The organism is Methylomonas defluvii, assembly GCF_033949435.1.
Taxonomy (GTDB): Bacteria; Pseudomonadota; Gammaproteobacteria; order Methylococcales; family Methylomonadaceae; genus Methylomonas; species Methylomonas defluvii.
Map to the genome: position 1 here is coordinate 151,129 of NZ_JAXARY010000004.1, position 23,771 is coordinate 174,899.

A 23,771-nucleotide genomic window follows, 5' to 3' on the forward strand; every position below is an offset into this window, starting at 1 on the left:
AAAAAAAGCCCAGATGCGCCCATTACAAGGAATAGGCGCATGGGCTACGGTGAAAACAATCAAACCCTCAAGCGCATTTCTGGCTGCTGCATTGCGCCGGTGCGTCCCAGGCTTCGGCCTGGAATGCGGTGTCCAGCGGGGTATCGATAATATGGTTGGTATAGTTGCTTAAGGTTTTGAATGCCACCCCCAACACGACTTCCAATACCTGCGCCCGGCTGTAGCCCGCCGTGATGAATTTGTCCAAGGTTTGGCCGCAGACTACGCCGCGATTTTTCACCACCGCACGGGCAAAGCTGGCCAAGGCATCCAATTCACTGTCAGGCAGTGGTTTACCGTTGCGCAGGGCATCGACAATCGCCGGATCGGCCTTGGCCATCTGTTTGGCGATCATCGAATGCGCGGCGACGCAGTAGGTGCAATGATTTTCGACGCTGATAACCAAAAGGATGACTTGCCGTTCGGTGGGGCTAAATGACGTTTGATCGAACAAGGAAGTCAATTCGATGTAGGCTTTGAGAGCCGTCGGCGCTTCGGCCAGACCGCCATGCAAATTGGGCACGAAGCCGTATTTTTTTAGCGAGCCTTCCAATACGGGTTTCACTGCCGCGTCGGCGCTCTGGATGGAATGAATAGTAAATTGGGACATGCGGTCTCTCCTTTAATAGTGAAAATATGAGGTGTAATGCCGATGCGAAATCGTTTCGACGGACATAGCTTAAGAAAAGTGGATTCCTCATCCCATGTGCGCGCTTCCGGCGACCTTGTCCGATATTCCGGGAGTAACCGATGGATGCCTTGACCCCGTTGATCAATGGTTTGAATCTGCACGCCAAATTGGTCTACTCGGGCGGTGTCTGCGGGCGTTGGTTGATGGACCACAACTCGGAAACCTCGGTCTGGTTTCACTTGGTCAGCAAGGGACGCGGCTTTGTCCATTCGCCACGTTGGACTACACCTTTGGAGCTGGAAGCCGGCGATTTGATTCTGTTTTTGCCGCATGCGGCCCGGCATTTTTTGTCGTATAGCGCCGAGGATTTACCGGATGACGAATGCGACACCCGCATGACGCCTTGGGCAGAGGGAGAGGTGGGTTTCGTCTGCGGCGAAATTCAACTGGCCGCGCCAAAATCCCTGTTGTGGCAGGCGCTGCCGGCCGAAATAGTCATACGGCAAAGCCAAGCTGGAGCGATCCTGACGCGATTGCTCGAACTAGTAATAGCTGAAGCGTCAACACCGCGGTTTGGCAGCGATTCGGTCGTGGAGCGCTTATGTGATAGTTTGTTCGTCTTGGCAATTCGGCATTGTATCGAGCAAGACTGGGTGCGCGAGGGTGTGTTTGCCGCCATGCAGGACAAGCGCCTAGCCAAAGCGCTGAGCTTGATTCACGAGCAGCCTTGGCAAGCATGGACGCTCAACACATTATGCACCCAGGCTGGTGTTTCCAAATCAGTGTTGTCGGAGAAATTTGCCGCCTTGATTGGCCATTCGCCCATCGAATATCTAACGATATGGCGCTTGCAAATCGCTGCGCATTGGTTAATGGAGCCGAACATGACCGTAGAGCGCGTAGCGGAAAGGAGCGGCTACGAGTCGGTGCCTGCGTTCAGCAAAGCCTTCAAACGCCATATTGGCGTAGCACCTGGTGCCTTTAGACGCGTTTAGAAATTTGTCTGATATGGGAGGGTAAATTCTTGAAAGTCCGAACTTAGATCACAAGCGGCCATTCAACAGATTGATTCTTCATTATTCTGGATGTCTGGTTTTGGCCGGTTGGTTGAGATCGTCAACGGCGACTTTTCAGGCCCCCGGTTCAGCGCAATTAACTAATTACCAATAGCTTTCATTAACTGTTCGACCTGTGTTTTCGTGGCCGTTAATTGGCCTGTTAGAAGCGCAACCTGTTCTCGCGCGTTGCCAGCCTCTGTTTTAGCGCGATCTGTTTCAGCTTCGAGCTTAATCAGCTTTTCGCCCATACGTTGAAGTTCCGCAGCGGCTCTTTGTCGTTCCTCCTTTCGCTGTTCCTCCGCGGTTTCCACTTTGGTCTGCAGTTTGGTCAACTCCGTTTTCAATTGGTCTCGCTCGGCTGCGATAGATTCGGCGGCTTGTTTCTGAGCCGTCACCTGTTGCCGCAGCCTGGCTTGCTCTGCTTCATGCTGTTCGGTTGCTGCCTGCGCGTTCTTCTCGACCGCCTCCAATCGTTCGCGCAAGGTAGCTAGCTCAACCGCCTGTAACTGGTTCGCGGCCTGCGCGTCGGTCAAGCGTTTGGTCAACTCCCCCACCCTGGCCTTCTCATCCGTCAGCATGGTCTCCAATTCATCGACCGCCTGCGAGGCATCAGCCAGCTCGCGCTCTGATTGGACTTGCTGTTCGCGCGCCGCTCGCAACACATCAGCTACCCGCCGCTCTTGGGTTTTGACCGCTCTGTCATTCAGTTCCAGCGCTAACACGTTAATTTTGTCGACCAACCCCTTGGTCAACACCGCCAAGCTTTCGGCCACTTCCAGCGGCAACTCGACGACGGGCTCCGAATTTGTCACCGCTTGAGTGGCATTGTGCCTGTCCCAAACCTCTTTGAGCCGCTTCGGATCGCCGCCGCCGGTTAGCTTGCGTAACGCAAATCCGGTGACATTCCGATTCGCCTTCGTCAACGCCTTGCCGGCTTCGATAATTTGGTCGTCGGTAATATCGGCGGGGCGACCCAAACTGGATTCAAAGTCTTCTGCTTGCATGGCGAACTCCCATTCGGAATCAACTGCGACGGCAGGAGTTTGACATATTAAAAGAAATAAAGAAAGTAAGAAAGAAAGTTAATTCCCACGCTTCACATCTCACACCATCCTGATTTGTCGGGTGACATAAAAAATGAAAAGTGTGCCAAATTAGTGAAAAACTAATGCCATAAATAATGAAATAACCCGACAGAACTGTCCGGCTAAAACAATCAAGCAGCCTTTCAGGGTCATGCTCGCTGGTGTTTGTTCCTAAATGCTTGAATTATTTTGGATGGCGAGTATCCTTTATAAGGAATGGTCACCCTACTCCGCTTTAAAACTTGGCTTTCTATTGTGCTGATACTCGCTGTGCTCGGTCATTTTGGCTTGGGCCATCGAGATGTATCGGCCTTTGTGCTGTGTTTTGGGGCTGACGGCCATGTCGCTGTAGAGAAGACTGGAAAAGACCTATTTGCAAGTGTCAATGCTGTGACTCGTTTCAACGACGAGACCAATGCTTTTACCAGCGATGACACTGATCCCTGCTCGTCGCCTTGCACTGACATCCCTATCGATGGTGATGATCACATACCCCTACAATTGACGGATTTTTCAAAAATAGCGATTGATATTGGGCTTTTACCAGTATTTCTCCTGATCTCACTTCTAGCCCTTTATGCCAAAGTCGTTATTCGGCAGCCGGCATTTTTCGATCCGCCGTTTACCGATTCCCGACTGCTCGCCCTACGCAGCACCGTTTTACTGATTTAGCCACCGCTCCTAGCCGCAACTCACCAGCCGAAGGCGCAGATTCGCCTGTGTCTATGCTGACGTTACTTCTATGCTACGGAGAAATTTTCCATGCTCTCAAATTATGTGCGACCACTTGGCGTTGCACTGTGTTTATTGATAACTACCGGCTCGGTCGATGCCAGTCCGGCAGACAACACTTTATTGCCGACTCAATCAGGCGATCAGGGTGCAAACGGTTCCAGTCGGCAAATCACTGAGGAACCGACCGGTTCCTTGTCTTTGTCTCAAGCCCTAGCCTTAGCGTTAACCCAGAACCCTGAATTATCGGCCTTTTCCTGGGAGAGCCGTGCTCAGGAAGCGGCTACCCTGCAAGCGGGCTTGTTTCCCAATCCCACTTTCAATGCCGATGCGGCAAACTTTGGCAATCAGGTCATCAAGGGCTTCGATGGTGATGTCGTCACCTTGGAGCTTAGCCAATTAATCGAATTGGGCGGTAAGCGCTCCGCCCGCATGGAAGCCGCATCGCTGACCAAGCAATTAGCCGATTGGGATTACGAAACCAAACGAGCCGATGTGCTCACTCAAGTTACCCAGGCTTTCATTGACGTGCTAGCAGCCCAACAGCGCTTGACACTAGCACAGCAAATTCATGAATTAGCTAATCAGACGGCGGTTACGACCTCTGCGCGAGTGCAGGCAGGCAAGGTATCGCCCGTTGAAGAAACCAAGGCAAAAGTTGCTCGCGCTTCGGTACAAATCGAGCTGATGCGAGCCCAGAAAGAACTGGAAGCCGCCCGCAAGCGTTTAGCCGCTGGTTGGGGCAGCACGACACCGCGCTTTGAGACGGTGAGCGGAAATTTAGAAAGCATACAAGCACCGGCTTCCCTGGACTCATTGGCGCAACGCCTCTCTAAAAATCCGGATTTAGCTCGTTGGGCCACCGAAATCACCCAACGTCAGGCGCTCATCACGATGGAAAAATCCAAATCCGTCCCGGATGTCACCGCGACCGTGGGTGCCAGTAAATATCTGATGCCCAATGATTACGCCTTAGTCGTTGGTTTTTCGGTGCCATTGCCGGTATTTGACCGCAATCAAGGGCGTATTCAGGAGGCCGAACACAGATTGACCAAGGCGGAAGACGAATTGCGCAGCACCGAGGTACGCATCGCCACGGCATTGAACACCGCCTATCAGGCCTTGGATACCGCTCACTCCGAAATCATCACCTTGCAGCAAGACATTTTGCCGGGCGCCCAAAGTGCTTATGACGCCGCCTGTGAAGGTTATCGTTTGGGCAAGTTCGGTTTTCTCGACGTACTGGATGCACAGCGCACGCTGTTTAGCGCCAAAAATCAGTATTTACTGGCCTTGGCCGAATATCACAAGTCCGTGGCCAACGTGGAACGTTTGGTCGGCAGCAATATGAACGAGACAGTGGCGGACAGCCAACCCGAGGTATCACCATGAACACGATTAACAAAAAACAATGGACCGCTATCGCCGCGATTATTGTGGTCGGCCTATTGCTCGGCCTATTTATTCTGAGCATCGACAAATCGATGCCGGAAGGTGAGGAACACGGCGAAGAAAGCCATGCAGCGGCTAAAGTCGATAGCGCCGAAGGCGAGGATGACCATGAACATGCCGATGAAGCCAAGCAGGCTCAAGGCCCGCACGGCGGCGATGTTTACAGCGACGGTGACTTTAAGCTGGAAATACTGCTCAGCGAGGAAGGTGGTGAGCCGCGCTTTCGCGTTTATCCGTTCAATCAGGATAAACCGCTTCAGCCAGTTGCCGATCAACTGTCCGTGCAACTAAAGCGTCCGAGCGGCGAGCAACAGCGCATCGAGTTCGAGCCTGAAAAAGCGTATTGGCAGAGTATCCAGGCTATCGACGAGCCCCATGTCTTTGAAGCGAACGTGACGGCAAGGCATGATGGTCAAATGTTTCAGTTTGCTTTCAGTAAACAAGAAGGCAAAGTAGCCTTGACCGATCAGCAAATCGCCGAAACAGGTATCTCGATTCAGACCGCGCGCGCAGCGCACATCACAAGCTCTGTCACCCTGCCGGGTGAAATTCGCTTCAATGAAGACAAGACTTCTCATGTGGTACCGCGTTTGGCCGGTGTGGTGGAGAGCATTTCCGCCAACTTGGGCCAGCAAGTCAAGCAAGGTCAGGTCATCGCCGTAATCGCCAGTACGGCGTTGTCCGAGCAGCGTAGTGAATTGTTGTCGGCACAAAGGCGACTGGAGTTAGCCCGCTCTACCTTTGCGAGGGAAAAGCACTTATGGGAAGACAAAATCTCGGCGGAGCAAGACTACCAACAAGCCCGGCAGGCGATGCAGGAAATGGAAATTGCCGTTCATAATGCCCAACAAAAATTAATTGCACTTGGCACAAGCTCTACTGTATCGGCCAGCGGCGGCGTACTTAACCGCTACGAAATTCGCGCACCGTTCGACGGCATGGTGGTCGAGAAACACATCGCCAAGGGAGAAGCGGTCAAGGAAGATGCCAGTATCTTCACTATTACTGACTTATCCTCCGTATGGGCCGAAATTATCGTCTCGGCGAAGGATCTCAATGTCGTGCAGGTCGGCAAACAGGTCAACATCAAGGCCACGGCTTTCGATTCTTCGGCAACCGGTACGCTGTCTTATGTGGGCGCATTGATGGGCGAACAAACCCGCACCGCTACGGCTCGCGTGACCCTGGACAATCCGCAAATGGCCTGGCGACCTGGATTGTTTATCACGGTCGAATTGCCTACCAAGGAAAGTGAAGTGCCGGTCGCGGTTGCAGCCGATGCCATCCAGATGATCAAAAACAAGCCAGCAATATTTATACGTGTATCCGGCGGCTTTATTGCTCAACCGGTGACCACCGGACTAACGGATGGCAAAGTCACCGAGATCGTGACAGGACTCATGCCCGGTACCGAATACGCTGCCAATGGCAGCTTCGTCCTTAAATCCGAGCAAGGCAAAAGTAGTGCCGAGCATTCCCATTGATCTCCAGGAGTTCGCATCATGTTTGAACGACTCATTCGTTTAGCGATCGAGCATCGCTGGCTGGTTATCCTGGCCGTCCTCGGTATGGCTGGGCTCGGAATCTTTAATTACTCGATTCTGCCCATTGACGCCGTGCCGGACATCACTAACGTTCAGGTACAAATCAATACCACGGCACCGGGTTATTCGCCTTTAGAAACCGAACAGCGGATTACTTATCCCATCGAAACCGTTATGGCCGGCTTGCCGCATCTGGAACAAACCCGGTCGCTTTCGCGTTACGGCTTATCGCAGGTCACGGTGATTTTCCAGGATGGTACCGATGTTTATTTTGCTCGGCAATTGGTGAATCAACGTATTCAAGAAGCCAAGGATAAACTGCCTGCCGGTATTACGCCGGCGATGGGCCCCATTTCCACCGGTCTCGGGGAAATCTATCTCTGGATAGTCGAAGCCAAAGAAGGTGCCAAAAAGCCGGACGGTTCGCCTTACACCGCGACCGATCTGCGTGAAATCCAGGACTGGATTATCAAACCGCAACTGCGCAACGTGCCGGGGGTCACCGAAATCAATTCTATTGGCGGCTACGCCAAACAATATCAGGTGGCACCGATTCCGGAAAAACTCGCCTCCTATGGCTTGACCTTGCAAGACATCGTCACCGCGCTGGATCGTAACAACAATAATGTCGGTGCCGGTTACATCGAAAAGCGTGGCGAACAATATCTGATTCGTGCGCCGGGCCAAGTGCATTCGATAGATGATATTCGCAACATTATTCTCGGTAATGTACAGGGCGTGCCCATTCGTATTCGCGATGTCGGCGAGGTCGAAATCGGTCGGGAATTACGCACCGGTGCCGCCACCGAAAATGGCCGAGAAATGGTGTTGGGTACGGTCTTCATGCTGATCGGCCAGAATAGTCGCGCTGTCTCGCAAGCGGTCGACAAAAAGATGGCGGAAATCAACCGCACGCTACCCGAAGGAGTGCAGGCCGTAACGGTCTATGACCGAACGGTATTGGTCGATAAAGCCATCAATACGGTCAAGAAGAACTTAACCGAAGGGGCGATTCTAGTCATTGTGATTCTATTCCTGTTCCTGGGCAATATTCGTGCAGCCATCATTACAGCAATGGTCATACCGTTGTCGATGCTGTTCACCTTCACCGGCATGGTGACGTACCAGGTCAGTGCCAACTTGATGAGTCTGGGGGCACTCGACTTTGGTGTGATTATCGACGGTGCGGTGGTGATTGTAGAAAACTGTGTGCGGAGGCTGGCCCATGCTCAGGAGCATCAGGGACGTTCGCTAACACGTAGTGAACGTTTTCAAGAAGTGTTTACGGCCTCGAAAGAAGCGCGGCGAGCACTATTATTTGGCCAGCTGATTATCATGGTCGTGTATTTGCCCATCTTCGCGCTGACCGGGGTGGAAGGCAAAATGTTTCATCCAATGGCGTTCACGGTGGTGATTGCTCTGGTGGGGGCCATGATATTGTCTGTGACCTTTATTCCGGCGGCTGTGGCACTGTTTATCGGCGATAAAGTCGCCGAAAAAGAAAATGTAGTGATGCTGAGTGCCAAGCGTATCTATGCGCCGGTACTGGATAGCGTCATGAGCAATAAGCCGGTGATACTCACGCTTGCGGTAGTTGCGGTGATTCTGTCGGGCTTGTTGGCGACGCGGATGGGCAGCGAATTTGTGCCGAGCTTGAATGAAGGTGATTTCGCCATTCAGGCAATGCGTATTCCGGGTACCAGTTTGTCGCAATCGGTTGCCATGCAGCAGCAGATTGAACAAGCTCTCAAGCAGCAATTTCCCGAAATCGAGCGAATATTTGCACGAACCGGTACCGCCGAAATCGCATCCGACCCGATGCCGCCGAATATCTCGGATGGTTACATCATGCTGAAACCACGCGAGCAATGGCCTGATCCTGATAAATCACGCGACGAACTGCTGGCATCAATACAAGCGGCGGCCAACAAACTACCCGGCAACCTCTACGAGTTTTCCCAGCCTATCCAGTTACGCTTCAATGAACTGATTTCAGGTGTGCGTAGCGATGTTGCGGTCAAAGTGTTTGGCGATGATATGGATGTATTGAATGATACGGCGACTGAAATTTCAGCGGTCATGGAGGCAATTCCCGGCGCATCCGAAATGAAAGTCGAGCAAACCACCGGTTTGCCGATGCTGACAGTCAATATAGACCGGGATAAAACCTCGCGCTACGGCTTAAACGTGGGCGATGTGCAGGATGCGGTAGCCACTGCGATTGGCGGCACCGAAGCCGGCACCTTGTTCGAGGGCGACCGCCGTTTTGACATTATCGTGCGACTGCCGGAGAACCTGCGCAGTAATCTGGACGCCATCAACCGCTTGCCGATCTCATTGCCGCACGGGCAAAACCGAGATGGACGAACCAGTTATATTCCACTGGCCGAAGTAGCGAGCTTGGAAATGGCTCCCGGCCCGAATCAAATCAGCCGCGAGAACGGCAAGCGCCGAATCGTCATTAGTGCCAACGTGCGAGGCCGCGACATTGGCTCTTTTGTGGCTGAGGCCGAACAAAAATTGCAACAAAAAGTCAAAATTCCATCCGGTTATTGGACAAGTTGGGGCGGACAGTTCGAACAGTTGCAATCGGCGGCCCATCGCTTACAGATTGTGGTACCTGTGGCGTTAATCCTGGTTTTCACACTCCTGTTCATGATGTTTGGCAACGCCAAAGACGGTTTGCTGGTCTTCAGCGGCATCCCCTTTGCGTTGACCGGAGGCTTGGTCGCACTTTGGTTGCGCGATATTCCGATGTCGATTTCGGCGGCAGTCGGGTTCATCGCTTTATCGGGTGTGGCGGTACTGAACGGGCTGGTGATGATTGCCTTTATCCGTGGTTTGCGCGACGAAGGCAAGTCGCTGGACAAGGCGATTGTGGAGGGTGCTCTGACACGTCTCAGGCCAGTGCTGATGACCGCATTGGTGGCCTCGTTCGGTTTTGTGCCTATGGCCATTGCCACCGGAACCGGCGCAGAGGTGCAGCGCCCGCTAGCCACCGTGGTGATCGGCGGCATTCTCTCGTCAACGATGCTGACATTGTTGGTATTACCCATTCTCTACTGGTTCGCGCATCGCCAAGACCAACCAATAAATCCCATGATACCGGGAATACCGCAGATTGATTCCCATGAGGGTTAAACGATGAGTACCTGCAAGTCATCAGAAAAAGCCTGTTGTTGTCCTGGCGAGAAACCGGATAACCACCAGACAACGCCATCAAACTTGTCGAGTGGCATAACGTTCAAGATCGAAGGGTTGGACTGTGCCGAAGAGGTCGCTACCTTGAAAAGCGCGATAGGGCCGCTCGTGGGCGGTAGTGACAAGCTGGCATTTGATGTTTTAAACGGTCGCATGACGTTGTTGCCTGATGCCCAACCAGTGGCCGAAAAAGTCATCATTAAAGCGGTAGCTGCAACGGGCATGCAGGCGGCTCGTTGGCAGTCCGGTCAAGTCGATGCCGATGCCAAACAACTTCATCGTTCGAAGACCGTTTATACCGTACTTAGCGGTGTATTTATCCTGGCGGGTATGCTGATTCATATCGCCATAGCCGGCGGCTTTGTGGATATTCAACCCGTTTTCAGTTCGGCAAAAAGCGGAACCCTGCAATGGGACGTGGTCACTCGCTATCTGTATAGCTTACTAAATGCTCATGCTCAGCAGGCGATGCCCTTGCCTGAAAAAATAGCCTTTGGTTTAGCGGTGGCTTGCGGTGCTCGGCATGTGATTGTGAAAGCGTTTTATGCCTTGAAACGCTTACGGGCGGATATGAACTTGCTGATGACGATTGCGGTTATCGGTGCGATGTTTATTGATGAATGGTTTGAGGCGGCAACGGTCAGTTTTCTGTTCGCGCTGTCTCTGGCGATTGAGAGCTGGAGTATTGGCCGTGCCCGTCATGCCGTTGAAGCCTTGTTGGATTTAGCCCCCTCGACGGTGACGATCAAGGATGAAGCCGGCCAGGAATGCGTGGTACCAGCGGCAGAAGTCAGTATAGGTACCCATTTCATATTAGCGCCTGGGGCTAAAATCCCCCTGGATGGCAACGTGATTGCCGGTTTCAGTTCCGTCAATCAGGCGCCGATCACAGGTGAAAGCATACCGGTTGCCAAGCAAGTGGGTGACGAGGTGTTTGCCGGAAGCATTAATGTTGAAGGCACATTGGAAATTCGTTCGACCAAGTTGGTTTCGGATACCACTTTGGCGCAGATTACCCGGCTGGTCGGCGAAGCCCACGGTAAGCGAGCCGAGGTCGAGCAATGGGTGGAGAAGTTTGCACGAATTTATACCCCGGCAGTGATGTTAGTAGCGTTAGCCATGTGCGTCATTCCACCGTTATTTTTCGACGGGGCCTGGAGCGAATGGTTTTATCACGCCTTGGTGTTGCTAGTTATCGCCTGCCCCTGTGCATTAGTCATTTCGACACCGGTAAGCATTGTCGCGGCACTGGCATGTGCGGCCCGACAAGGCATTCTGATCAAAGGTGGCATCTATATCGAAACACCCGCCCATCTTACTGCGATTGCCTTTGATAAAACCGGCACATTGACCTCTGGTGAGCCCATCGTCAACGGTGTTTATCCATTCAATAGTCACAACGAAGAAGAACTTCTAAGCCGTGCCGCAGCACTGGAAGCACGAAGTAATCATCCATTGGCCAAAGCCATTTTACGCTATACGGAACAACGCGGTATCAACGTGGCTAGCGCAGAGAATGTAACGGTTCTGCCGGGTAAAGGTGTCACCGGACTATTTAAGGGCACGGATTTCTGGCTGGGATCACGTCGTTATTTATTGGAACGTAGTCAAGAAATCCCGGAAATCAGTGAAAAAGCGATTGCCCTTGAACAAACAGGACAGACCGTGATTGCCATCGGCAATGATCGGCATATTTGCGGCCTCATTGCCGTTGCCGACCAGCCTCGCACTGAAATCAAATCGATTTTGCAAGCGCTGAGACAGACTGGCATCAAACATCTGGTCATGTTGACCGGTGACAATCGGGTGACGGCCAATAACATCGCGGCCCAAATTGGCATCGATGAGGTACACGCCGAATTATTGCCGGCCGATAAAGTGGAAATCGTTAGTCAAATGGTCGAGAAATACGGACAGGTAGCGATGATCGGCGATGGTGTCAACGACGCACCGGCACTGGGACGGGCCAACCTGGGAATTGCCATGGGGGTGTTAGGATCGGATGCAGCCATCGAAATAGCCGATATTGCCCTGATGGGCGATGACCTTTCCAAACTGCCTTGGCTGATTGGGCATTCCAAAAGAACACTGGCGATTATTCGACAAAATATTACGTTTGCATTGGCGATCAAGGCTGCGTTTGCCGCTTTAGCCTTTGCCGGAGTGGCGACCTTATGGGAAGCCATAGCGGCCGACATGGGTGCTTCGTTATTGGTTGTAGCTAACGGATTGAGACTACTTCATCCCAAAAATACGGCCTTTTAAGTGGCCTGAATTTATTAAAGGGTGCTTTAACATCGTCAAAGCACCTAGACATTACCATTTCAAGATACCTTTGGAGATAACCATGACATTAAAATCACTGATTGTTTTAGTTTTAGCTGAATCCTTATTATCTGCTTGTAGCTTCATGGAGCCTCACGCCATGGATACTGACCTGGCTATACAGCATGAGGCCTTAGCCAAACACTTCGAAGACGAGGCCAACGAATTACAGACCAAGATTGAGGAACATAAAGAATATCTCAGCCAATTTGAGTCGCAGCGTTACGTTTATGGTAGACATGCGAACGATCTTAAAGCACACAGCCAAGAAGTAATTGATCTTTACCAGCAGGCCGTTACTACAAACCGGGACATGGCAGAAATGTTGCGGGAAGCGGATCATTAGTCGTCCGAAATCTAACCACTATTTCCAGATTTTTTAGACGGGAAATATTTCAATATTAGTGGCACAAAATCCGGAAATTTTCACTATTTGTGCCAAAACTCCAACAAACATGTGACACAAATAATGAAATATCGCTTAATAATCAATGATCCATTTTTCACTTTTTATGTCGCTCGACATGATTTGTCGGTTGCCACAAAAAGTGGAAAGAGTGTCAAATTAGTGAAAAACGAATGACACAAATAATGAAAGAACCAGGCCACCAGTGACTTGCTTATGCTTGCCTTCGATTTCGGTTGAATAGCTTGTCAAAGTTGCAACAATTGTAGCTACCATGTTGCAACATCGCTCGAACGTTGCCACAATGTGGCTACTGTTTTGAAATTGCTTCGGAGGCGATAATGAAATTTCGGGTACACGCGGTTCTTGGTAATTTAATGGCAGGCGCGGGCTTAGCTATCTTCGTACGGACATTGTTCTTCGCTGAAACAAGTGGTCACGGCCTTGGGCGTGGAGTTAATGCTTTCGGTATGTCGGTTCCGGCTATGATGCCGATCTTGGCGGCTCTTGGGTTAGTCATCATTGGCGGCACTATCTCGGCCATCAAAATTCGCATTAGGCGTGTTTGATTGGAGGAATTAATGCATGGCTAGATACACAGGCGCGGTGAGATTCGGTGACGGCGAGCTTCGGTACTTTGTGTTTGACGGTACAACAGACACCGCGAGGCGGAGATTGTATATATCGGACAGTGAAGCGTTCTCTGCGTGGGACACGATAATCGAAAATGATAAGAGCTGCGTTGCCTGCGATGACCAAGAAGTGGAGGTTATGCCGTATTTTTGCCACGGCGATCAACGCATTGCCTTCACTTCGATGGCAAGTAAGGACCGAACGCGATTAACCGGTATAACATCTGTAAATACGCTATTTGTGAGTGACAATTAGATGCACACCGAAATTAAAAAATGGGGTAATAGCGCCGTGGTTCGATTGCCGGCGGCGATGCTTGCACAGCTAAAGCTGGAAATCGGTTCGCCGGTCGAACTGACGGCTGATGATGGCGGGTTTCGTATTGTGCCGTCCACGGCTAAGCCTGTTTTCAAGTTGGACGAGTTGCTGGCTGGCATGACTTCCGATAATCGGCATGATTGCATTGACTGGGGGCCGGATGTTGGCCGAGAAGGTAACAATTAATGGCTGTATCGTACGTACCTGAGCGCGGGGATTTGGTGTGGATTGCGTTCGATCCTCAAGCAGGCCACGAACAAGCGGGGCGCCGCCCCGGCCTGGTCGTTACGCCGCGCACTTATAACGTCAAAGCCGGGTTGGCGTTGATTTGCCCTGTAACAAGTCGGGTTAAAGGATATCCGTTTGAGGTACCGTTACCGGACGGCGACCGTGTGAGTGGTGTGATATTGGCGGATCAGATTCGGAGTCTGGATTGGGCGGCGCGTCAGGCCGAAAAGATATCTATGGTGGACGGGGCGGTATTGGCCGAAGTCTTGGCCAAAATCGAGGCTCTTATTCAATAATTCAGCCCGTGGACCAGCTATTACCCTGCATTGTCTTCGGTAAGTCCAATAGTGGCTTGCTTCTGTTAAGGCTTCAGGGATATCGCCAAGCGTTTAACCATTCTACCGATTCTTCGAGCAACATGCTCAGGTACCCAGTCGCCGCTAAAATCCACTTCCACTTCGCAATTTCTTTTGTTATAAAGGCCACTAGTATTTAGCGTTAATCAACGCTGAAGATCCTGCAACAGCAGGCGCTCCGTCTTTAGGCGGCGGGAATCGATGTTCCCGTACTGAGTGCGTCAATCTCAGCTTTCAATCCATGCGTCATTCAAGACGCCTATACCACCCAACGGGGAACGATCCGATTCCCCAATGGGAGTCCGTCGTTCCCTTTTTTTAAGGAGAACGATTATGGCTCAAAGCAATCCCGGCAAACAAAAACCCGATACGCCTACTCGCCCGGCAATGCCGGATGCTGCGAAACAAACCTATGGCCTGACGGAGCAATCCTGGAAAGTGCTGACGGAAGTCACCTTTCCCACAGCCAAAACCGCAGAAGCCATCTTGATGGCTCTGGATTATTGCAAAACCCGAAAACTCGACATCTTCAAAAAACCGGTCCATATCGTCCCGATGTGGAGTACCGCTTTAGGTCGCAATGTCGAAACCGTCTGGCCCTCCATCACGGAAATTCAGACCACCGCGTCCCGAACCGGTGTTTGGGCTGGAATGGACCGTCCCGTGTGGGGCCCGGATGTCACCAAGACCTTTACCGGGCGCTACAAAGACGACAACGACCAATGGCAGGACGTCAATGTCAGCGTAACGTTTCCCGAATGGGTGGCGGTTACCGTGTACCGGATCGTCGGCGGCCAACGTTGCGCCTTTACCGAGGAAGTCTATTGGCTTGAAGCCTACAGCACGGCCGGCGGCAAAAACTCGCAAGTGCCTACCGCGATGTGGATCAAGCGCCCCAAAGGGCAATTGGCCAAATGCGGTAAAGCGGCGTCTTTGCGCGCGGCCTTTCCGGAAGAATGCGGTTATGCCGCCGAGGAAATGGACGGCAAAATCATCGATATCGACGGCTCCGATGTTATCGATATCGATCCGCCGGCCGAACTGACTACTGCGGCACCCGAGCAACAGCCTCAAGCTGAAGCCAAGCCGGAGGTGATCGATGCATCTAAGCTCCATCCAAATTTGATTAAGGCAGTTGGAACCCTGATTAAGCGGACAAAAGATGCAAACGCATGGGCGGCGGCCGAAGAATTCATCACCAACCGATTTACTGGTGTTGACCTGATCTATGCCCGTGCGGAATTGGACAAAGCCAAACCGAAACCCGCGTTAACGCATACCGAAGGCATGACTATGCCGCCGCTATCTACGAAAGACGCCGAGCTTAACAAGGCTCGTCAAGCACTCAGATAAACCGACTTTCGGTTTTTCTCATTTACCCATCCAGGGCGTCATGATTCGCCCGGTGGGCTATTCGTGACGCTCTTCTCTTGGAGAACCGTCATGAATGAAATCACTACCTTCGATCAATCCCTCAACCGGATACCCAGCTTTACCGACTGGAGCCGTTACGACTCACCGACCGTCCTGCGCCGCTATGGGCCGGGATTTCTTGATAAAGCGCTGGATCCGGACACGGAAACCCGGCTATTTCATCGCCGGCATTCCTACGCCGACTTGGTCAGTATCGCCGATACCTTCGGCGGCATCTGCACTCTATCGCCGGGTTGCACCTTGTTGCTATTCGACGATGTCCGTCTCGCACAGCGTTGCCACGCGGTGTTGAAACAACGCAAATTAGAAGGCTTGCTGCACGGCTGTCACATCCGGATCGACGGAGAGTTCGAATGAAAATCGTCGATATCGCCCAACGCAGCGATGCGTGGCGACTGTGGCGATCGCAAGGCGTAACCGCCAGCGAAGCGGCGATTATTCTGAACCGCTCGCCTTACAAAACGCCTTGGCGCTTGTGGGCGGAACGGGTCGGCATCGTCCTGGAAGCCAACCTCGACAACCATCCATTGGTTCGTCGCGGCCGCGAACTGGAAACGAAGGCGGCGCAATGGTTCGAAGCCACGTGTGACGAACTGTTGTTGCCCTTGTGCGGCGAGTGCGATCAATACCCGTTGATCCGCGCCTCGTTCGACGGCATTCCCGCTAACGGCGAACCCGTCGAAATCAAATGCCCGCATCCCAGCACCTACGAAAACGTGGTGCAGGAAGGCGAGCAGTCGGCCGCCTATAAATTGTATTGGGTGCAAATGCAGCAGCAGTTGTTGGTCGCCGATGCCAAAAGAGGCTATCTGTGCTTCTATCTCGACGACCAGCATGTCAAGGTGTTCGACATCGCGCGCGATGACGCCTTTTTGGTGACTTTAATCAACGCGACCATCACGTTTTACGGTTGGGTCATCACTAAAAAAGAACCGCCGAAAGACCTGAAGCGGGACTTGTATTTGCCTGAAGGCGACGCCGAAATTCAATGGCATCGACTGGCGGCCGAATACCGTGCCCGGCAGAAAAAACTGGAGGCATTGAAAGCCGAAGCCACCCAACTGGCCGAACTGCAAGCCAAGACCGAAGCCCAATGGGTAGAGCAAATGGCCGATTACGTCATCGCCGAACATTCCGGCGTGCGTGTCTGTCGAAGCGTCAGCCAGGGGGGTATCGATTACAAGGCGGCTTTAACGGCCCTGCTCCCGCAACTGACTGAGGCGGAGCTGGCCCCGTACCGAAAGGCTCCGACCTCGCGGGTACGCGTGACGTGCCGAGACGACAATGGCAAAAACGCGCAAGTAGCGTTTGACCCGGATTCCTTGGCCGTGACGGAAAGCAGTTGGTTTTGAAAACACGTTAGCAACGAACGAACACTACCTCGGTAGTGTTCGTTTCTTTAAGTCGATTCAGGGCTTGTTTTAAGGTGTAAGCCAAGCCCTCAACCGACTTTTCTAGCGCTATCGTCATCGATACGCTGAAAATCCTGCAGAGCAGGCGTTCCGTCTTCAGGCGGCGATCAAGGCATATCCTTGGTGGTACCGGGTGCGTCAAACCCGGCTTCGTCCGGCCGTTGCTATCAACGGCCTATTTAATAACCCGAATGGGGCATCACGCCCTATCGGGCCATCGGTGCCCCCCTGATTGTTGGAGGTGCACTATGACAAAATCAGAAGCTGTTTGGCTGTTTTTAACCGATCTTAAGCACCGCCGGGATACTACCCGTCGCCTGTTCGAGATGGCTAAAACCGAGCCCACCCTGGTCACGACGTATATCGCGTCGTTGCCGGACAATTGGCAACACCGTGACGATCCCGAAGTCGACTTGCTCAAGCAGCTGCACGCAGTTGCGCTGACCGCGATCGCCGAACGTGCAGTGTCTGTCGGTTGAATGTCAACCGTAGGTTAACTGTCGGTCAACTGATCGAAAGTGACCTCGCCACGCATTAAAGGACTGCTACCCGTTTCCAACGCCTGCAGTAAATCGGCCAGGAACACCGGGGAGCACGCCTGAACCAAGGCGACATCGTACTCCGCTGTCGTTTTAATCGTATTGACCGCGTAACCGCGCCTGGCGTTGTTGCGTTGTAAGCGGCGAAATTCCGCTCGGGTCAATCGGACTTTACCCGCATGCTTGATCATGCAAACCTCGATCGGTGTTGATGTTTGATATCGTTTGATGATTACCCACCCCACCCAGGGAGACCTCTCCCGATGGGGGCGTGTCTCCCTTTTTTATAGGAGATACGACCATGAACCTCAATTCTGTTTCGAAATTGCCACGCCGCGAACCCTCCATGTCCACGGCGGATAAGATCCTCGAACTGGCCGCGTTAAAACCGGCCACGGTCGCAGGCGCCTTATTGAATCATCCCGATATCTTCCGGGATCTCAACGAGTCAATTGCCACCACCTTGGTGCTATCGCTCGTCGACCGCGGCCAAGCCGACACCTTACGCCAATTGCTGGCGAGCAAGGCGATCGGCGAAGCTAAAGCCCACCTTCTGGCCGAATTACTCCTGTTGGAGGCATTCGCCGAGTAACACGGCTTGCAGCAAGCGGGATTCGGCACTCGTGTCCTTATCCCGCACGGCATCGGCCGCGACTTGCAAGGCCGCATTGTACTCCGACACCGTCTTCGGCGGCGCGGCGCGATTGGTCATCACCCGAAAGGCGTGCTGTTCCCGGTCGCTTAAACGTAGTTTATCCCCTAGTCGAATCATATCGGAGCCCTCAATGGTTTAGACCATCGTAACCGCTATGACTCATTAATCAACCCCGCAAGGGAGGTTCGCTTCCCTACCGGGGGCGCACGCCTTCTATTTCGGGAGTCACACTTAAATCAGGAGGCAGTATGTACCAACAGTATTCCGTCGCCGATACCTTCGGCGTATCCGCACCGGCCTCGATGACCGTCGAAGGCTTTGTCCCGGCAAATAATCCATTCGTGCCGGTCCAAAAACCGTATGTGTTTCGGCGCGAGCCATTGCGCGACGTCCTGGCGTTCTTTCGGAATCCGAATGGCGATGGACTGTATATCACCGGTCCCACGGGCTCCGGTAAAACCTCGTTGGTTGAGCAAGCAGCCGCGCGCTTACACTGGGGTGTGCATGCCGTTGCTGGTCATGGCCGGCTTGAGTTCAACGATTTGTTGGGCCAATTCGTCTTAACCGGCAACGGCACGATGAAATGGACCGACGGCCCGTTGACCAGCGCCGTGCGCCACGGCCACGTGCTCTTGCTCAACGAAATCGATGCGACCGACCCGGCCGAATTGCTGGGTTTGAACGATATCGTCGAAGGCAAACCGCTGATGATTGCGGCCACCGACGAAGTCGTCATGCCTCACCCGAAGTTCCGTCTGGTTGCAACCGGCAACAGTGCCGGCGCCGGCGACCAGTCGGGCTTGTATCAAGGGGTGATGCGTCAAAGCGTGGCCTTTATGGACCGCTTTCGTTTGATGGAAGTGGGCTATCCGGAACCGGACGACGAAATGAGTATGCTGGAACGCACGGTCCCGACCATGCCGCTGAGCATTCGGGAACGCATGATTCAGCTGGCCAACGAGATCCGCAAGGTCTTTATTGGCGGCACCGATTCGTCTGGTCTGCTCTCGATCACCATGTCGACCCGCAGCTTGTTGCGTTGGGCCCAGCTCAGTGCCAACTACAAAGGTTCCCCGAACGCCCTGGCCTATGCCTTGGATCGGGCGCTGGTTCTGCGGGGGGATGCGGCCGAACGCGAGGCCATCCATCGGTTGGCGCAAGACGTGTTCGGCAGCGATTGGCAGGTGTGACATGTCGGTGCTGTATTGGCAAGTCGAATGCCGCGCACCGCAACCGGTCGTCTTTGCCGTAAACCACGCCTTACATCAGTGGCGATCTTGTATCGACCGCTGGCAGCAAGACCTTGGTTTGAGTTATGTGGGTTGGCCGGATTGGGACTCGCTGCTGCGTTTAAGTGAAATCGGCCGCGGCTTTGACACCAGCGGCCAAATACACCCGGAACACGGCATTGCCCCCTGGTTATGGCTAACGGCGTTGAAAAAAGCCGGCTTCGTCGGCATCGACGTGGGCATTGTCACCGATGCGTCTCGCGAAACCTCGACCAACTTACACCAGGAATCCGAGGTGTTACAGCTATTCGGTACCAACCTAGTGCAGATCCGGCCTGTGGCTGAAGCACTGGGCTTGCTGTTGCCGTCCTTGGATCTGGTTGCCGCTTTAGGCGAAATGGACAGTGACTGGTTTTAACCGGTCACGGTTTTTACTTTTTTGAACCCGCCTTTCAACAGGCTTTATCAACCCGGAAGGGGCTTACACTGCCCTCCGGGGCAGTCGTAGGCCTCTTTTAAGGAGGCACTATGACGAAGTGTAATCAAATATTGGACCGTGTGGTCTTGGTCAAAATCCAAGCCAACATCTACGGCGCGCGGAAAAAATTGCGCAAAGAAGATCTGGTACTGGCCGACGGCAGTGAATTACCGCCCGAGGACTTGGCCAGCTTAGGCTCGAAACGTTTGCTCGATCCCGACCAGTTGGCGGACTTCAATCGCTTGAAAAAAGCGGCCGAACGCCACTGTTTACGGGTCGGCACCCGCTTCATGGGCGGTTTTGTGGTGCCGGTCGAACACACGGACGCCATCGTGAGCGAGCTGGAAAAAGTCGCTCAGGAATTCGCGGTTAATAAAGCGAAGTTCCTGGCCGGCTACGACGACGCCGTGCGCGATTGGATCAAAAAGCATCCGAGCTTTGCCGGCATTATCGAAAAGGCGATCGACCCTATGGCGTACGTGGCCACGAAGTTGGGTTTCGACTTCATGGTGGTCGCCATCCGACAACCGGAAGCATCCAGCCCCAAAGATGTGGCACGGCTGGAACAGCAAATCGATTCGATCGGCGGCCAGTTGTTTCACGAAGTGGCCAACGACGCCGAGTTATTGCTGGAACAATCCTTGATCGGAAAAGATCAGGTCACCCGGAATGCGTTGCGGCCGATTAAGCGGATTCGCGACAAACTGGATGGCTTGAGCTTTTTGGATTATCGCGTGGCACCGATCGTCACCTGGATCGATGGCGTACTGCAAGAGATCCCCAATCGCGGCGCGATCGAGGGGGCCTTGCTGCAGGAGATCATGGCAATGACCATGCTATTGGCCGATCCCGACAAGCTTCGCCGTCACGGTGAAGGCTTGTCGTCGAACCCGTCCAAGGTAACGAACGACGAAGACGCGGATGACGTGTTGTCGTCAGGGCATCCGGCATCGCCGATATCGGCAGCCGTGATCGCCCCGGTGCAAACCAGCCTGCTCGAACCGAAAGAGCCGCCCACGGTGGACCCGGACGATCTGTTTGCCGGCTTGTTAGACGATCTGTTTACCGACGATGACGATGAAGGCGAAGCTCAATCCTTTGCCGACATCGCTTCGCGGCCGGTTCTACCCGTTGCACCGCCCGCGTTGGCTGCGCAAGCGTACGGATCCGACAACGACAACAAACCCGAAACCCACGGCACCGACGAATCCGAACTACCGGCGGAAGCGGTGACCGAATTCTGGTTCTAAGCGTTTTTTTAATCACCCTATCGGGGCAATGCGACACGCCCTCGGGGCTGTGGCTTGCCCCTTGTTTTTTAAGGAGCAAGCCATGCATCAAACTTTAGAACGCGCGTTTCCCATTGTGGCGGCCGCGATCGGCAACCGCTTTGGCATTTCGGTCGCGGTCGGCGGTACTGACGCCTACACCGACGGCCAATCGATACAACTACCGGGCTACAACGGGTCCGATCCGCAGTACCAGAACTACGCATGGGGTTATCTGGCCCATGAAGCGGCGCATATTCGGTATTCGGACTTTCAGCTCGATTTTGGTGACTCGGTCCTGCGCCGGCGTATCTGCGGCGCGATCGAAGACGTGCGCATTGAGCATGAACTGGCCAAGGTCTATCCGGGCACCCGCTTGACCCTGGCAAAGATGGTGGAACAGATGTTGACCGAAGGTCGCTTAACGGCCCAGGCCGCATCCGATCATCCCGGCAATGTCCTGTTCGGCTACATTCTGAAACGGCTTCGGGCCAAGGTGTTAGGTCAAACGGTACTCGAACCCTTAGTCGACGCCACCCGAGAGGCCTTGCGCGCATGTTTTCCACGCGGCGCTTTGATTCGCTTGGAAGGCTTATTGTCGGAAGTACCGGAGGGTTTAACCTGTGAACGCGACTGTCTGGATCTGACCGATCGGATTTTGGCGATGCTCGAAGAGGAATGTACCGAACCGACGAACACGTCGGCTAGCGGTGATTCGGACTCCGATTCGGAGGATGGCGACAACGCCACCCTCGAAGATGATAACGATTCATCCGACACGGACACCGAGCGCGAGGATTCGTCATCGTCCGGTTCAGACGCAGACGGCGTCGGAAACCTGACCGATCCCGGAGACCCGGCCCCGTCCGATCAGGACGACGAACCTGGAAACGATTCGGCGGGTGCGGATAACGCTTCGTCCGAAACGGATCAGCCAGCCCAACAGGACGATAGCGCTACGCCGTCTTTAATGGACCAGCTGCGCACCACGTCCGAGCAAGACCTGGAACAGGATTGGTTCGAGACGGCGAAATCGCAATTGGGTTTGACGCCGGATTCGGCCGAAAAATGTACGCTACCGGTCGGTCTGTTTCCGAAAGGTAGTCGGCTAGTCGGCCAAGCCTTAGCAAACCGGGTGGAGCAGAACAGCAAAGCCCTGCGGGTCGCGTTGCAAAGCGCGGTGCAAGCCCACCGGCAAAATCGGCCGCAAGCCGCGCGAAACGGCCGGCGTATCAATCCTCGCCGCTTAACCAAACTCGCGTTGGGCGATACGCGGGTGTTTTGCCGATCCGGGCAACGAGTTGCGCCCAATTGTGCGGTGCATATCTTGTTGGACAAATCCGAAAGCATGGGCGAAACCCTTGTCATTCATGGCGAAGAGGTGAGTTTGCTCACTCTGGCCCTGGAAGCGTCGATGGCCTTGGCCCTAGCATTGGAGAGCATTCAAGGGGTCAATCCGGCAATCACCGCCTTTCCCGGCGCCAACGATGAATCGGTGCACCAGGTGTTACGGCACGGCGAAAAAGTCCGCGACAATTTGGGACGTTTTTCGGTCTTTTCGGCCTATACCACGCCGATGACGCAAGCCGTTTGGTTTGCCGCGGCGCAATTGCTGCAATGCCGCGAACCGCGCAAACTGCTGTTAACGGTGACCGACGGCGTACCCAACGATTTACCGGGTACGCTGTCGATCTTAAAGCGTTGCCGTGACAGCGGCATCGAAACCCTCGGCATCGGCTTGGGGGTGGAGGTTGGCCATTTGTTTCCGGTCGCCCTCACCATTCATGACCTGGCTGAATTGAGGCCTCAGCTGTTCGCACTGTCCAAAGCCATGCTATTGGCGGCGTGAGCGCTTAGGTGACTTGAATCGTGTCGATGCGTGGCCAGAACTTCATCCTAGATGAAGTCCTGCCCGTATCGACACCCTTCCCTATTGCACGCCCGGCCGGATCGGGCTACAGTGGCGGCGTGCGATATCAGCCGGTTTTTTCATGCGTCGTCCGCGACGGGACATGAAAAAATCGACTTCATGCGTTCTTTCGAGAATGCTGATTCCGGCTTCTGCCGGCGTTCCGTCTTCAGGCGGCGAGCAAAATCCGTTTTGCTTGTATCGGTTGCGTTAATGCCGATCCTTAATCGGGCTTGTTACAAGCCTTTATCCATCCCGCTTCGGGCGCCACCGCCCGAACCGGGTCGTGCGTTTGAAGCATGTTCTTCCATTGCGGAAGGAGGTTTCAATGCACTTCATTTTAGGCACCATCATTCTTGCCCTATTCATCCTGGCCATTCGGGTGATCTGGCATACTCTCAAGTCCGCCCGGCTCTGGTTTAGTCAGCACTGGGCGTTATGGCAAACAGCACGCTTGCGCCAAGCTTCGGTAATGCCGGCCCTACTACCACCCCGCTTTACCGCACAAAACAGCCTGCCGGCAACGGATTGGGAAACCTTATCCCAAACCGTAAGGCAGGGTATTTTGGATCGCAACAACCGTCCGACCTACCGGCTCGAAACACTCGATATCGAGCTGCAGGTTAAACAGAAAACCCAAGCGATTATGCTTGCGGACATTGAAATAGCCAAATTGCAACTCAGTTTGGCCCAAGCACAGGAACTGCTCGCGCAGCCTGCAAAAAAGCGCCGCAAAACGCAGGTGGAAGGACCGGCTAAAAGGCCGAATCCAGCCTCTGCATTGCGCAACGCGCTTGGCGGCGGCAAAGAGGGCTCGCGTTCGGCCGTGCATTAATCGG

At 53.6% G+C, this 23,771-nt stretch carries 24 protein-coding genes; 20 read left to right on the plus strand and 4 right to left on the minus strand.

Annotated elements, in window-relative coordinates; genetic code table 11:
* Positions 1–67 precede the first annotated feature (67 nt).
* A complete protein-coding gene (locus QLH52_RS06185) occupies positions 68–649 on the minus strand; it encodes a carboxymuconolactone decarboxylase family protein (RefSeq protein ID WP_319960941.1) in 582 nt (193 codons plus the stop codon).
* A gap of 140 nt (positions 650–789) precedes the next feature.
* Here QLH52_RS06185 and QLH52_RS06190 point away from each other — a divergent pair, with 140 nt between their 5' ends.
* Positions 790–1,665, plus strand: a complete 876-nt coding sequence (locus QLH52_RS06190) for an AraC family transcriptional regulator (protein WP_319960942.1) — start codon at positions 790–792, stop codon at positions 1,663–1,665.
* Positions 1,666–1,826: 161 nt separating this feature from the next.
* Here the strand turns inward: QLH52_RS06190 and QLH52_RS06195 are convergent, their stop codons facing one another.
* A complete protein-coding gene (locus QLH52_RS06195; protein ID WP_064023824.1) occupies positions 1,827–2,732 on the minus strand; it encodes a DNA-binding protein in 906 nt (301 codons plus the stop codon).
* 297 nt (positions 2,733–3,029) lie between these two features.
* Between QLH52_RS06195 and QLH52_RS06200 the strand changes: the two genes are divergently transcribed.
* The 13 genes from QLH52_RS06200 to QLH52_RS06260 all read left to right on the plus strand — a co-directional run bounded on the left by QLH52_RS06200 (position 3,030) and on the right by QLH52_RS06260 (position 17,333).
* Entirely contained in the window at positions 3,030–3,485 is a 456-nt protein-coding gene (locus QLH52_RS06200; protein WP_319960943.1) for a hypothetical protein, read from the plus strand.
* A 90-nt stretch (positions 3,486–3,575) separates the two neighbouring features.
* Positions 3,576–4,937 (plus strand): TolC family protein, encoded by a 1,362-nt coding sequence (locus QLH52_RS06205; RefSeq protein ID WP_319960944.1) that lies wholly within the window; start codon positions 3,576–3,578, stop codon positions 4,935–4,937.
* Complete coding sequence (locus QLH52_RS06210; RefSeq protein ID WP_319960945.1) at positions 4,934–6,481, plus strand: efflux RND transporter periplasmic adaptor subunit; 1,548 nt, start codon at positions 4,934–4,936, stop codon at positions 6,479–6,481. Before QLH52_RS06205 ends, QLH52_RS06210 begins: the two co-directional genes overlap by 4 nt.
* A gap of 18 nt (positions 6,482–6,499) precedes the next feature.
* Positions 6,500–9,682 (plus strand): CusA/CzcA family heavy metal efflux RND transporter, encoded by a 3,183-nt coding sequence (locus tag QLH52_RS06215; protein WP_319960946.1) that lies wholly within the window; start codon positions 6,500–6,502, stop codon positions 9,680–9,682.
* Between the two features lie 3 nt (positions 9,683–9,685).
* Entirely contained in the window at positions 9,686–12,007 is a 2,322-nt protein-coding gene (locus QLH52_RS06220) for a heavy metal translocating P-type ATPase (protein ID WP_319960947.1), read from the plus strand.
* 82 nt (positions 12,008–12,089) lie between these two features.
* Complete coding sequence (locus QLH52_RS06225; protein WP_319960948.1) at positions 12,090–12,413, plus strand: hypothetical protein; 324 nt, start codon at positions 12,090–12,092, stop codon at positions 12,411–12,413.
* 401 nt (positions 12,414–12,814) lie between these two features.
* Positions 12,815–13,042 (plus strand): hypothetical protein, encoded by a 228-nt coding sequence (locus QLH52_RS06230; RefSeq protein ID WP_064023823.1) that lies wholly within the window; start codon positions 12,815–12,817, stop codon positions 13,040–13,042.
* A gap of 319 nt (positions 13,043–13,361) precedes the next feature.
* Positions 13,362–13,610 (plus strand): AbrB/MazE/SpoVT family DNA-binding domain-containing protein, encoded by a 249-nt coding sequence (locus QLH52_RS06235; RefSeq protein WP_064023821.1) that lies wholly within the window; start codon positions 13,362–13,364, stop codon positions 13,608–13,610.
* Complete coding sequence (gene mazF, locus QLH52_RS06240; RefSeq protein ID WP_064023820.1) at positions 13,610–13,948, plus strand: endoribonuclease MazF; 339 nt, start codon at positions 13,610–13,612, stop codon at positions 13,946–13,948. The genes QLH52_RS06235 and mazF overlap by 1 nt, the downstream gene beginning before the upstream one ends.
* A gap of 393 nt (positions 13,949–14,341) precedes the next feature.
* Positions 14,342–15,361 carry a phage recombination protein Bet gene (bet, locus tag QLH52_RS06245; protein ID WP_064023819.1) on the plus strand — a complete coding sequence of 340 codons (1,020 nt, stop codon included), beginning with the start codon at positions 14,342–14,344 and terminating at the stop codon, positions 15,359–15,361.
* A gap of 90 nt (positions 15,362–15,451) precedes the next feature.
* Complete coding sequence (locus QLH52_RS06250; RefSeq protein ID WP_082881142.1) at positions 15,452–15,799, plus strand: hypothetical protein; 348 nt, start codon at positions 15,452–15,454, stop codon at positions 15,797–15,799.
* Positions 15,796–16,794, plus strand: a complete 999-nt coding sequence (locus QLH52_RS06255) for a YqaJ viral recombinase family nuclease (protein WP_064023818.1) — start codon at positions 15,796–15,798, stop codon at positions 16,792–16,794. The genes QLH52_RS06250 and QLH52_RS06255 overlap by 4 nt, the downstream gene beginning before the upstream one ends.
* A 308-nt stretch (positions 16,795–17,102) precedes the next feature.
* Positions 17,103–17,333: a hypothetical protein gene (locus tag QLH52_RS06260; protein ID WP_054758400.1), complete on the plus strand. Its 231-nt coding sequence runs from the start codon at positions 17,103–17,105 to the stop codon at positions 17,331–17,333.
* A 14-nt stretch (positions 17,334–17,347) separates the two neighbouring features.
* On the opposite strand, the gene QLH52_RS06265 is transcribed toward QLH52_RS06260, so the two are convergent.
* The gene (locus QLH52_RS06265) at positions 17,348–17,584 is read right to left on the minus strand and encodes a hypothetical protein (protein ID WP_054758403.1); all 237 of its coding nucleotides are present in this window, start codon (positions 17,582–17,584) and stop codon (positions 17,348–17,350) included.
* A 110-nt stretch (positions 17,585–17,694) separates the two neighbouring features.
* On the opposite strand from QLH52_RS06265, the gene QLH52_RS06270 reads away from it, so the two are divergent.
* Positions 17,695–17,985, plus strand: a complete 291-nt coding sequence (locus tag QLH52_RS06270) for a hypothetical protein (RefSeq protein ID WP_157198359.1) — start codon at positions 17,695–17,697, stop codon at positions 17,983–17,985.
* On the opposite strand, the gene QLH52_RS06275 is transcribed toward QLH52_RS06270, so the two are convergent.
* Complete coding sequence (locus QLH52_RS06275; protein ID WP_157198358.1) at positions 17,956–18,165, minus strand: hypothetical protein; 210 nt, start codon at positions 18,163–18,165, stop codon at positions 17,956–17,958. The genes QLH52_RS06270 and QLH52_RS06275 overlap by 30 nt on opposite strands.
* 131 nt (positions 18,166–18,296) lie before the next feature.
* Here QLH52_RS06275 and QLH52_RS06280 point away from each other — a divergent pair, with 131 nt between their 5' ends.
* The 5 genes from QLH52_RS06280 (at position 18,297) to QLH52_RS06300 (ending at position 23,767) form a co-directional block, all read left to right on the plus strand.
* Complete coding sequence (locus QLH52_RS06280; RefSeq protein ID WP_064023816.1) at positions 18,297–19,238, plus strand: AAA family ATPase; 942 nt, start codon at positions 18,297–18,299, stop codon at positions 19,236–19,238.
* 1 nt (position 19,239) lies between these two features.
* On the plus strand, positions 19,240–19,695 hold the full coding sequence (locus tag QLH52_RS06285) for a hypothetical protein (RefSeq protein WP_054758406.1): 456 nt from the start codon (positions 19,240–19,242) through the stop codon (positions 19,693–19,695).
* A 110-nt stretch (positions 19,696–19,805) separates the two neighbouring features.
* Positions 19,806–21,005, plus strand: a complete 1,200-nt coding sequence (locus QLH52_RS06290; protein WP_064023815.1) for a DUF3150 domain-containing protein — start codon at positions 19,806–19,808, stop codon at positions 21,003–21,005.
* 82 nt (positions 21,006–21,087) lie between these two features.
* Entirely contained in the window at positions 21,088–22,872 is a 1,785-nt protein-coding gene (locus tag QLH52_RS06295) for a vWA domain-containing protein (RefSeq protein ID WP_064023849.1), read from the plus strand.
* Positions 22,873–23,218: 346 nt separating this feature from the next.
* Positions 23,219–23,767: a hypothetical protein gene (locus QLH52_RS06300; RefSeq protein WP_319960949.1), complete on the plus strand. Its 549-nt coding sequence runs from the start codon at positions 23,219–23,221 to the stop codon at positions 23,765–23,767.
* Positions 23,768–23,771 lie beyond the last annotated feature (4 nt).

Bases quoted from the DNA above. Each gene is read 5' to 3' on its own strand.
- QLH52_RS06185 (WP_319960941.1), bottom strand. From the start codon at position 649: ATGTCCCAATTTACTATTCATTCCATCCAGAGCGCCGACGCGGCAGTG.
- QLH52_RS06190 (WP_319960942.1), top strand. From the start codon at position 790: ATGGATGCCTTGACCCCGTTGATCAATGGTTTGAATCTGCACGCCAAA.
- QLH52_RS06195 (WP_064023824.1), bottom strand. From the start codon at position 2,732: ATGCAAGCAGAAGACTTTGAATCCAGTTTGGGTCGCCCCGCCGATATT.
- QLH52_RS06200 (WP_319960943.1), top strand. From the start codon at position 3,030: ATGGTCACCCTACTCCGCTTTAAAACTTGGCTTTCTATTGTGCTGATA.
- QLH52_RS06205 (WP_319960944.1), top strand. From the start codon at position 3,576: ATGCTCTCAAATTATGTGCGACCACTTGGCGTTGCACTGTGTTTATTG.
- QLH52_RS06210 (WP_319960945.1), top strand. From the start codon at position 4,934: ATGAACACGATTAACAAAAAACAATGGACCGCTATCGCCGCGATTATT.
- QLH52_RS06215 (WP_319960946.1), top strand. From the start codon at position 6,500: ATGTTTGAACGACTCATTCGTTTAGCGATCGAGCATCGCTGGCTGGTT.
- QLH52_RS06220 (WP_319960947.1), top strand. From the start codon at position 9,686: ATGAGTACCTGCAAGTCATCAGAAAAAGCCTGTTGTTGTCCTGGCGAG.
- QLH52_RS06225 (WP_319960948.1), top strand. From the start codon at position 12,090: ATGACATTAAAATCACTGATTGTTTTAGTTTTAGCTGAATCCTTATTA.
- QLH52_RS06230 (WP_064023823.1), top strand. From the start codon at position 12,815: ATGAAATTTCGGGTACACGCGGTTCTTGGTAATTTAATGGCAGGCGCG.
- QLH52_RS06235 (WP_064023821.1), top strand. From the start codon at position 13,362: ATGCACACCGAAATTAAAAAATGGGGTAATAGCGCCGTGGTTCGATTG.
- mazF (WP_064023820.1), top strand. From the start codon at position 13,610: ATGGCTGTATCGTACGTACCTGAGCGCGGGGATTTGGTGTGGATTGCG.
- bet (WP_064023819.1), top strand. From the start codon at position 14,342: ATGGCTCAAAGCAATCCCGGCAAACAAAAACCCGATACGCCTACTCGC.
- QLH52_RS06250 (WP_082881142.1), top strand. From the start codon at position 15,452: ATGAATGAAATCACTACCTTCGATCAATCCCTCAACCGGATACCCAGC.
- QLH52_RS06255 (WP_064023818.1), top strand. From the start codon at position 15,796: ATGAAAATCGTCGATATCGCCCAACGCAGCGATGCGTGGCGACTGTGG.
- QLH52_RS06260 (WP_054758400.1), top strand. From the start codon at position 17,103: ATGACAAAATCAGAAGCTGTTTGGCTGTTTTTAACCGATCTTAAGCAC.
- QLH52_RS06265 (WP_054758403.1), bottom strand. From the start codon at position 17,584: ATGATCAAGCATGCGGGTAAAGTCCGATTGACCCGAGCGGAATTTCGC.
- QLH52_RS06270 (WP_157198359.1), top strand. From the start codon at position 17,695: ATGAACCTCAATTCTGTTTCGAAATTGCCACGCCGCGAACCCTCCATG.
- QLH52_RS06275 (WP_157198358.1), bottom strand. From the start codon at position 18,165: ATGATTCGACTAGGGGATAAACTACGTTTAAGCGACCGGGAACAGCAC.
- QLH52_RS06280 (WP_064023816.1), top strand. From the start codon at position 18,297: ATGTACCAACAGTATTCCGTCGCCGATACCTTCGGCGTATCCGCACCG.
- QLH52_RS06285 (WP_054758406.1), top strand. From the start codon at position 19,240: ATGTCGGTGCTGTATTGGCAAGTCGAATGCCGCGCACCGCAACCGGTC.
- QLH52_RS06290 (WP_064023815.1), top strand. From the start codon at position 19,806: ATGACGAAGTGTAATCAAATATTGGACCGTGTGGTCTTGGTCAAAATC.
- QLH52_RS06295 (WP_064023849.1), top strand. From the start codon at position 21,088: ATGCATCAAACTTTAGAACGCGCGTTTCCCATTGTGGCGGCCGCGATC.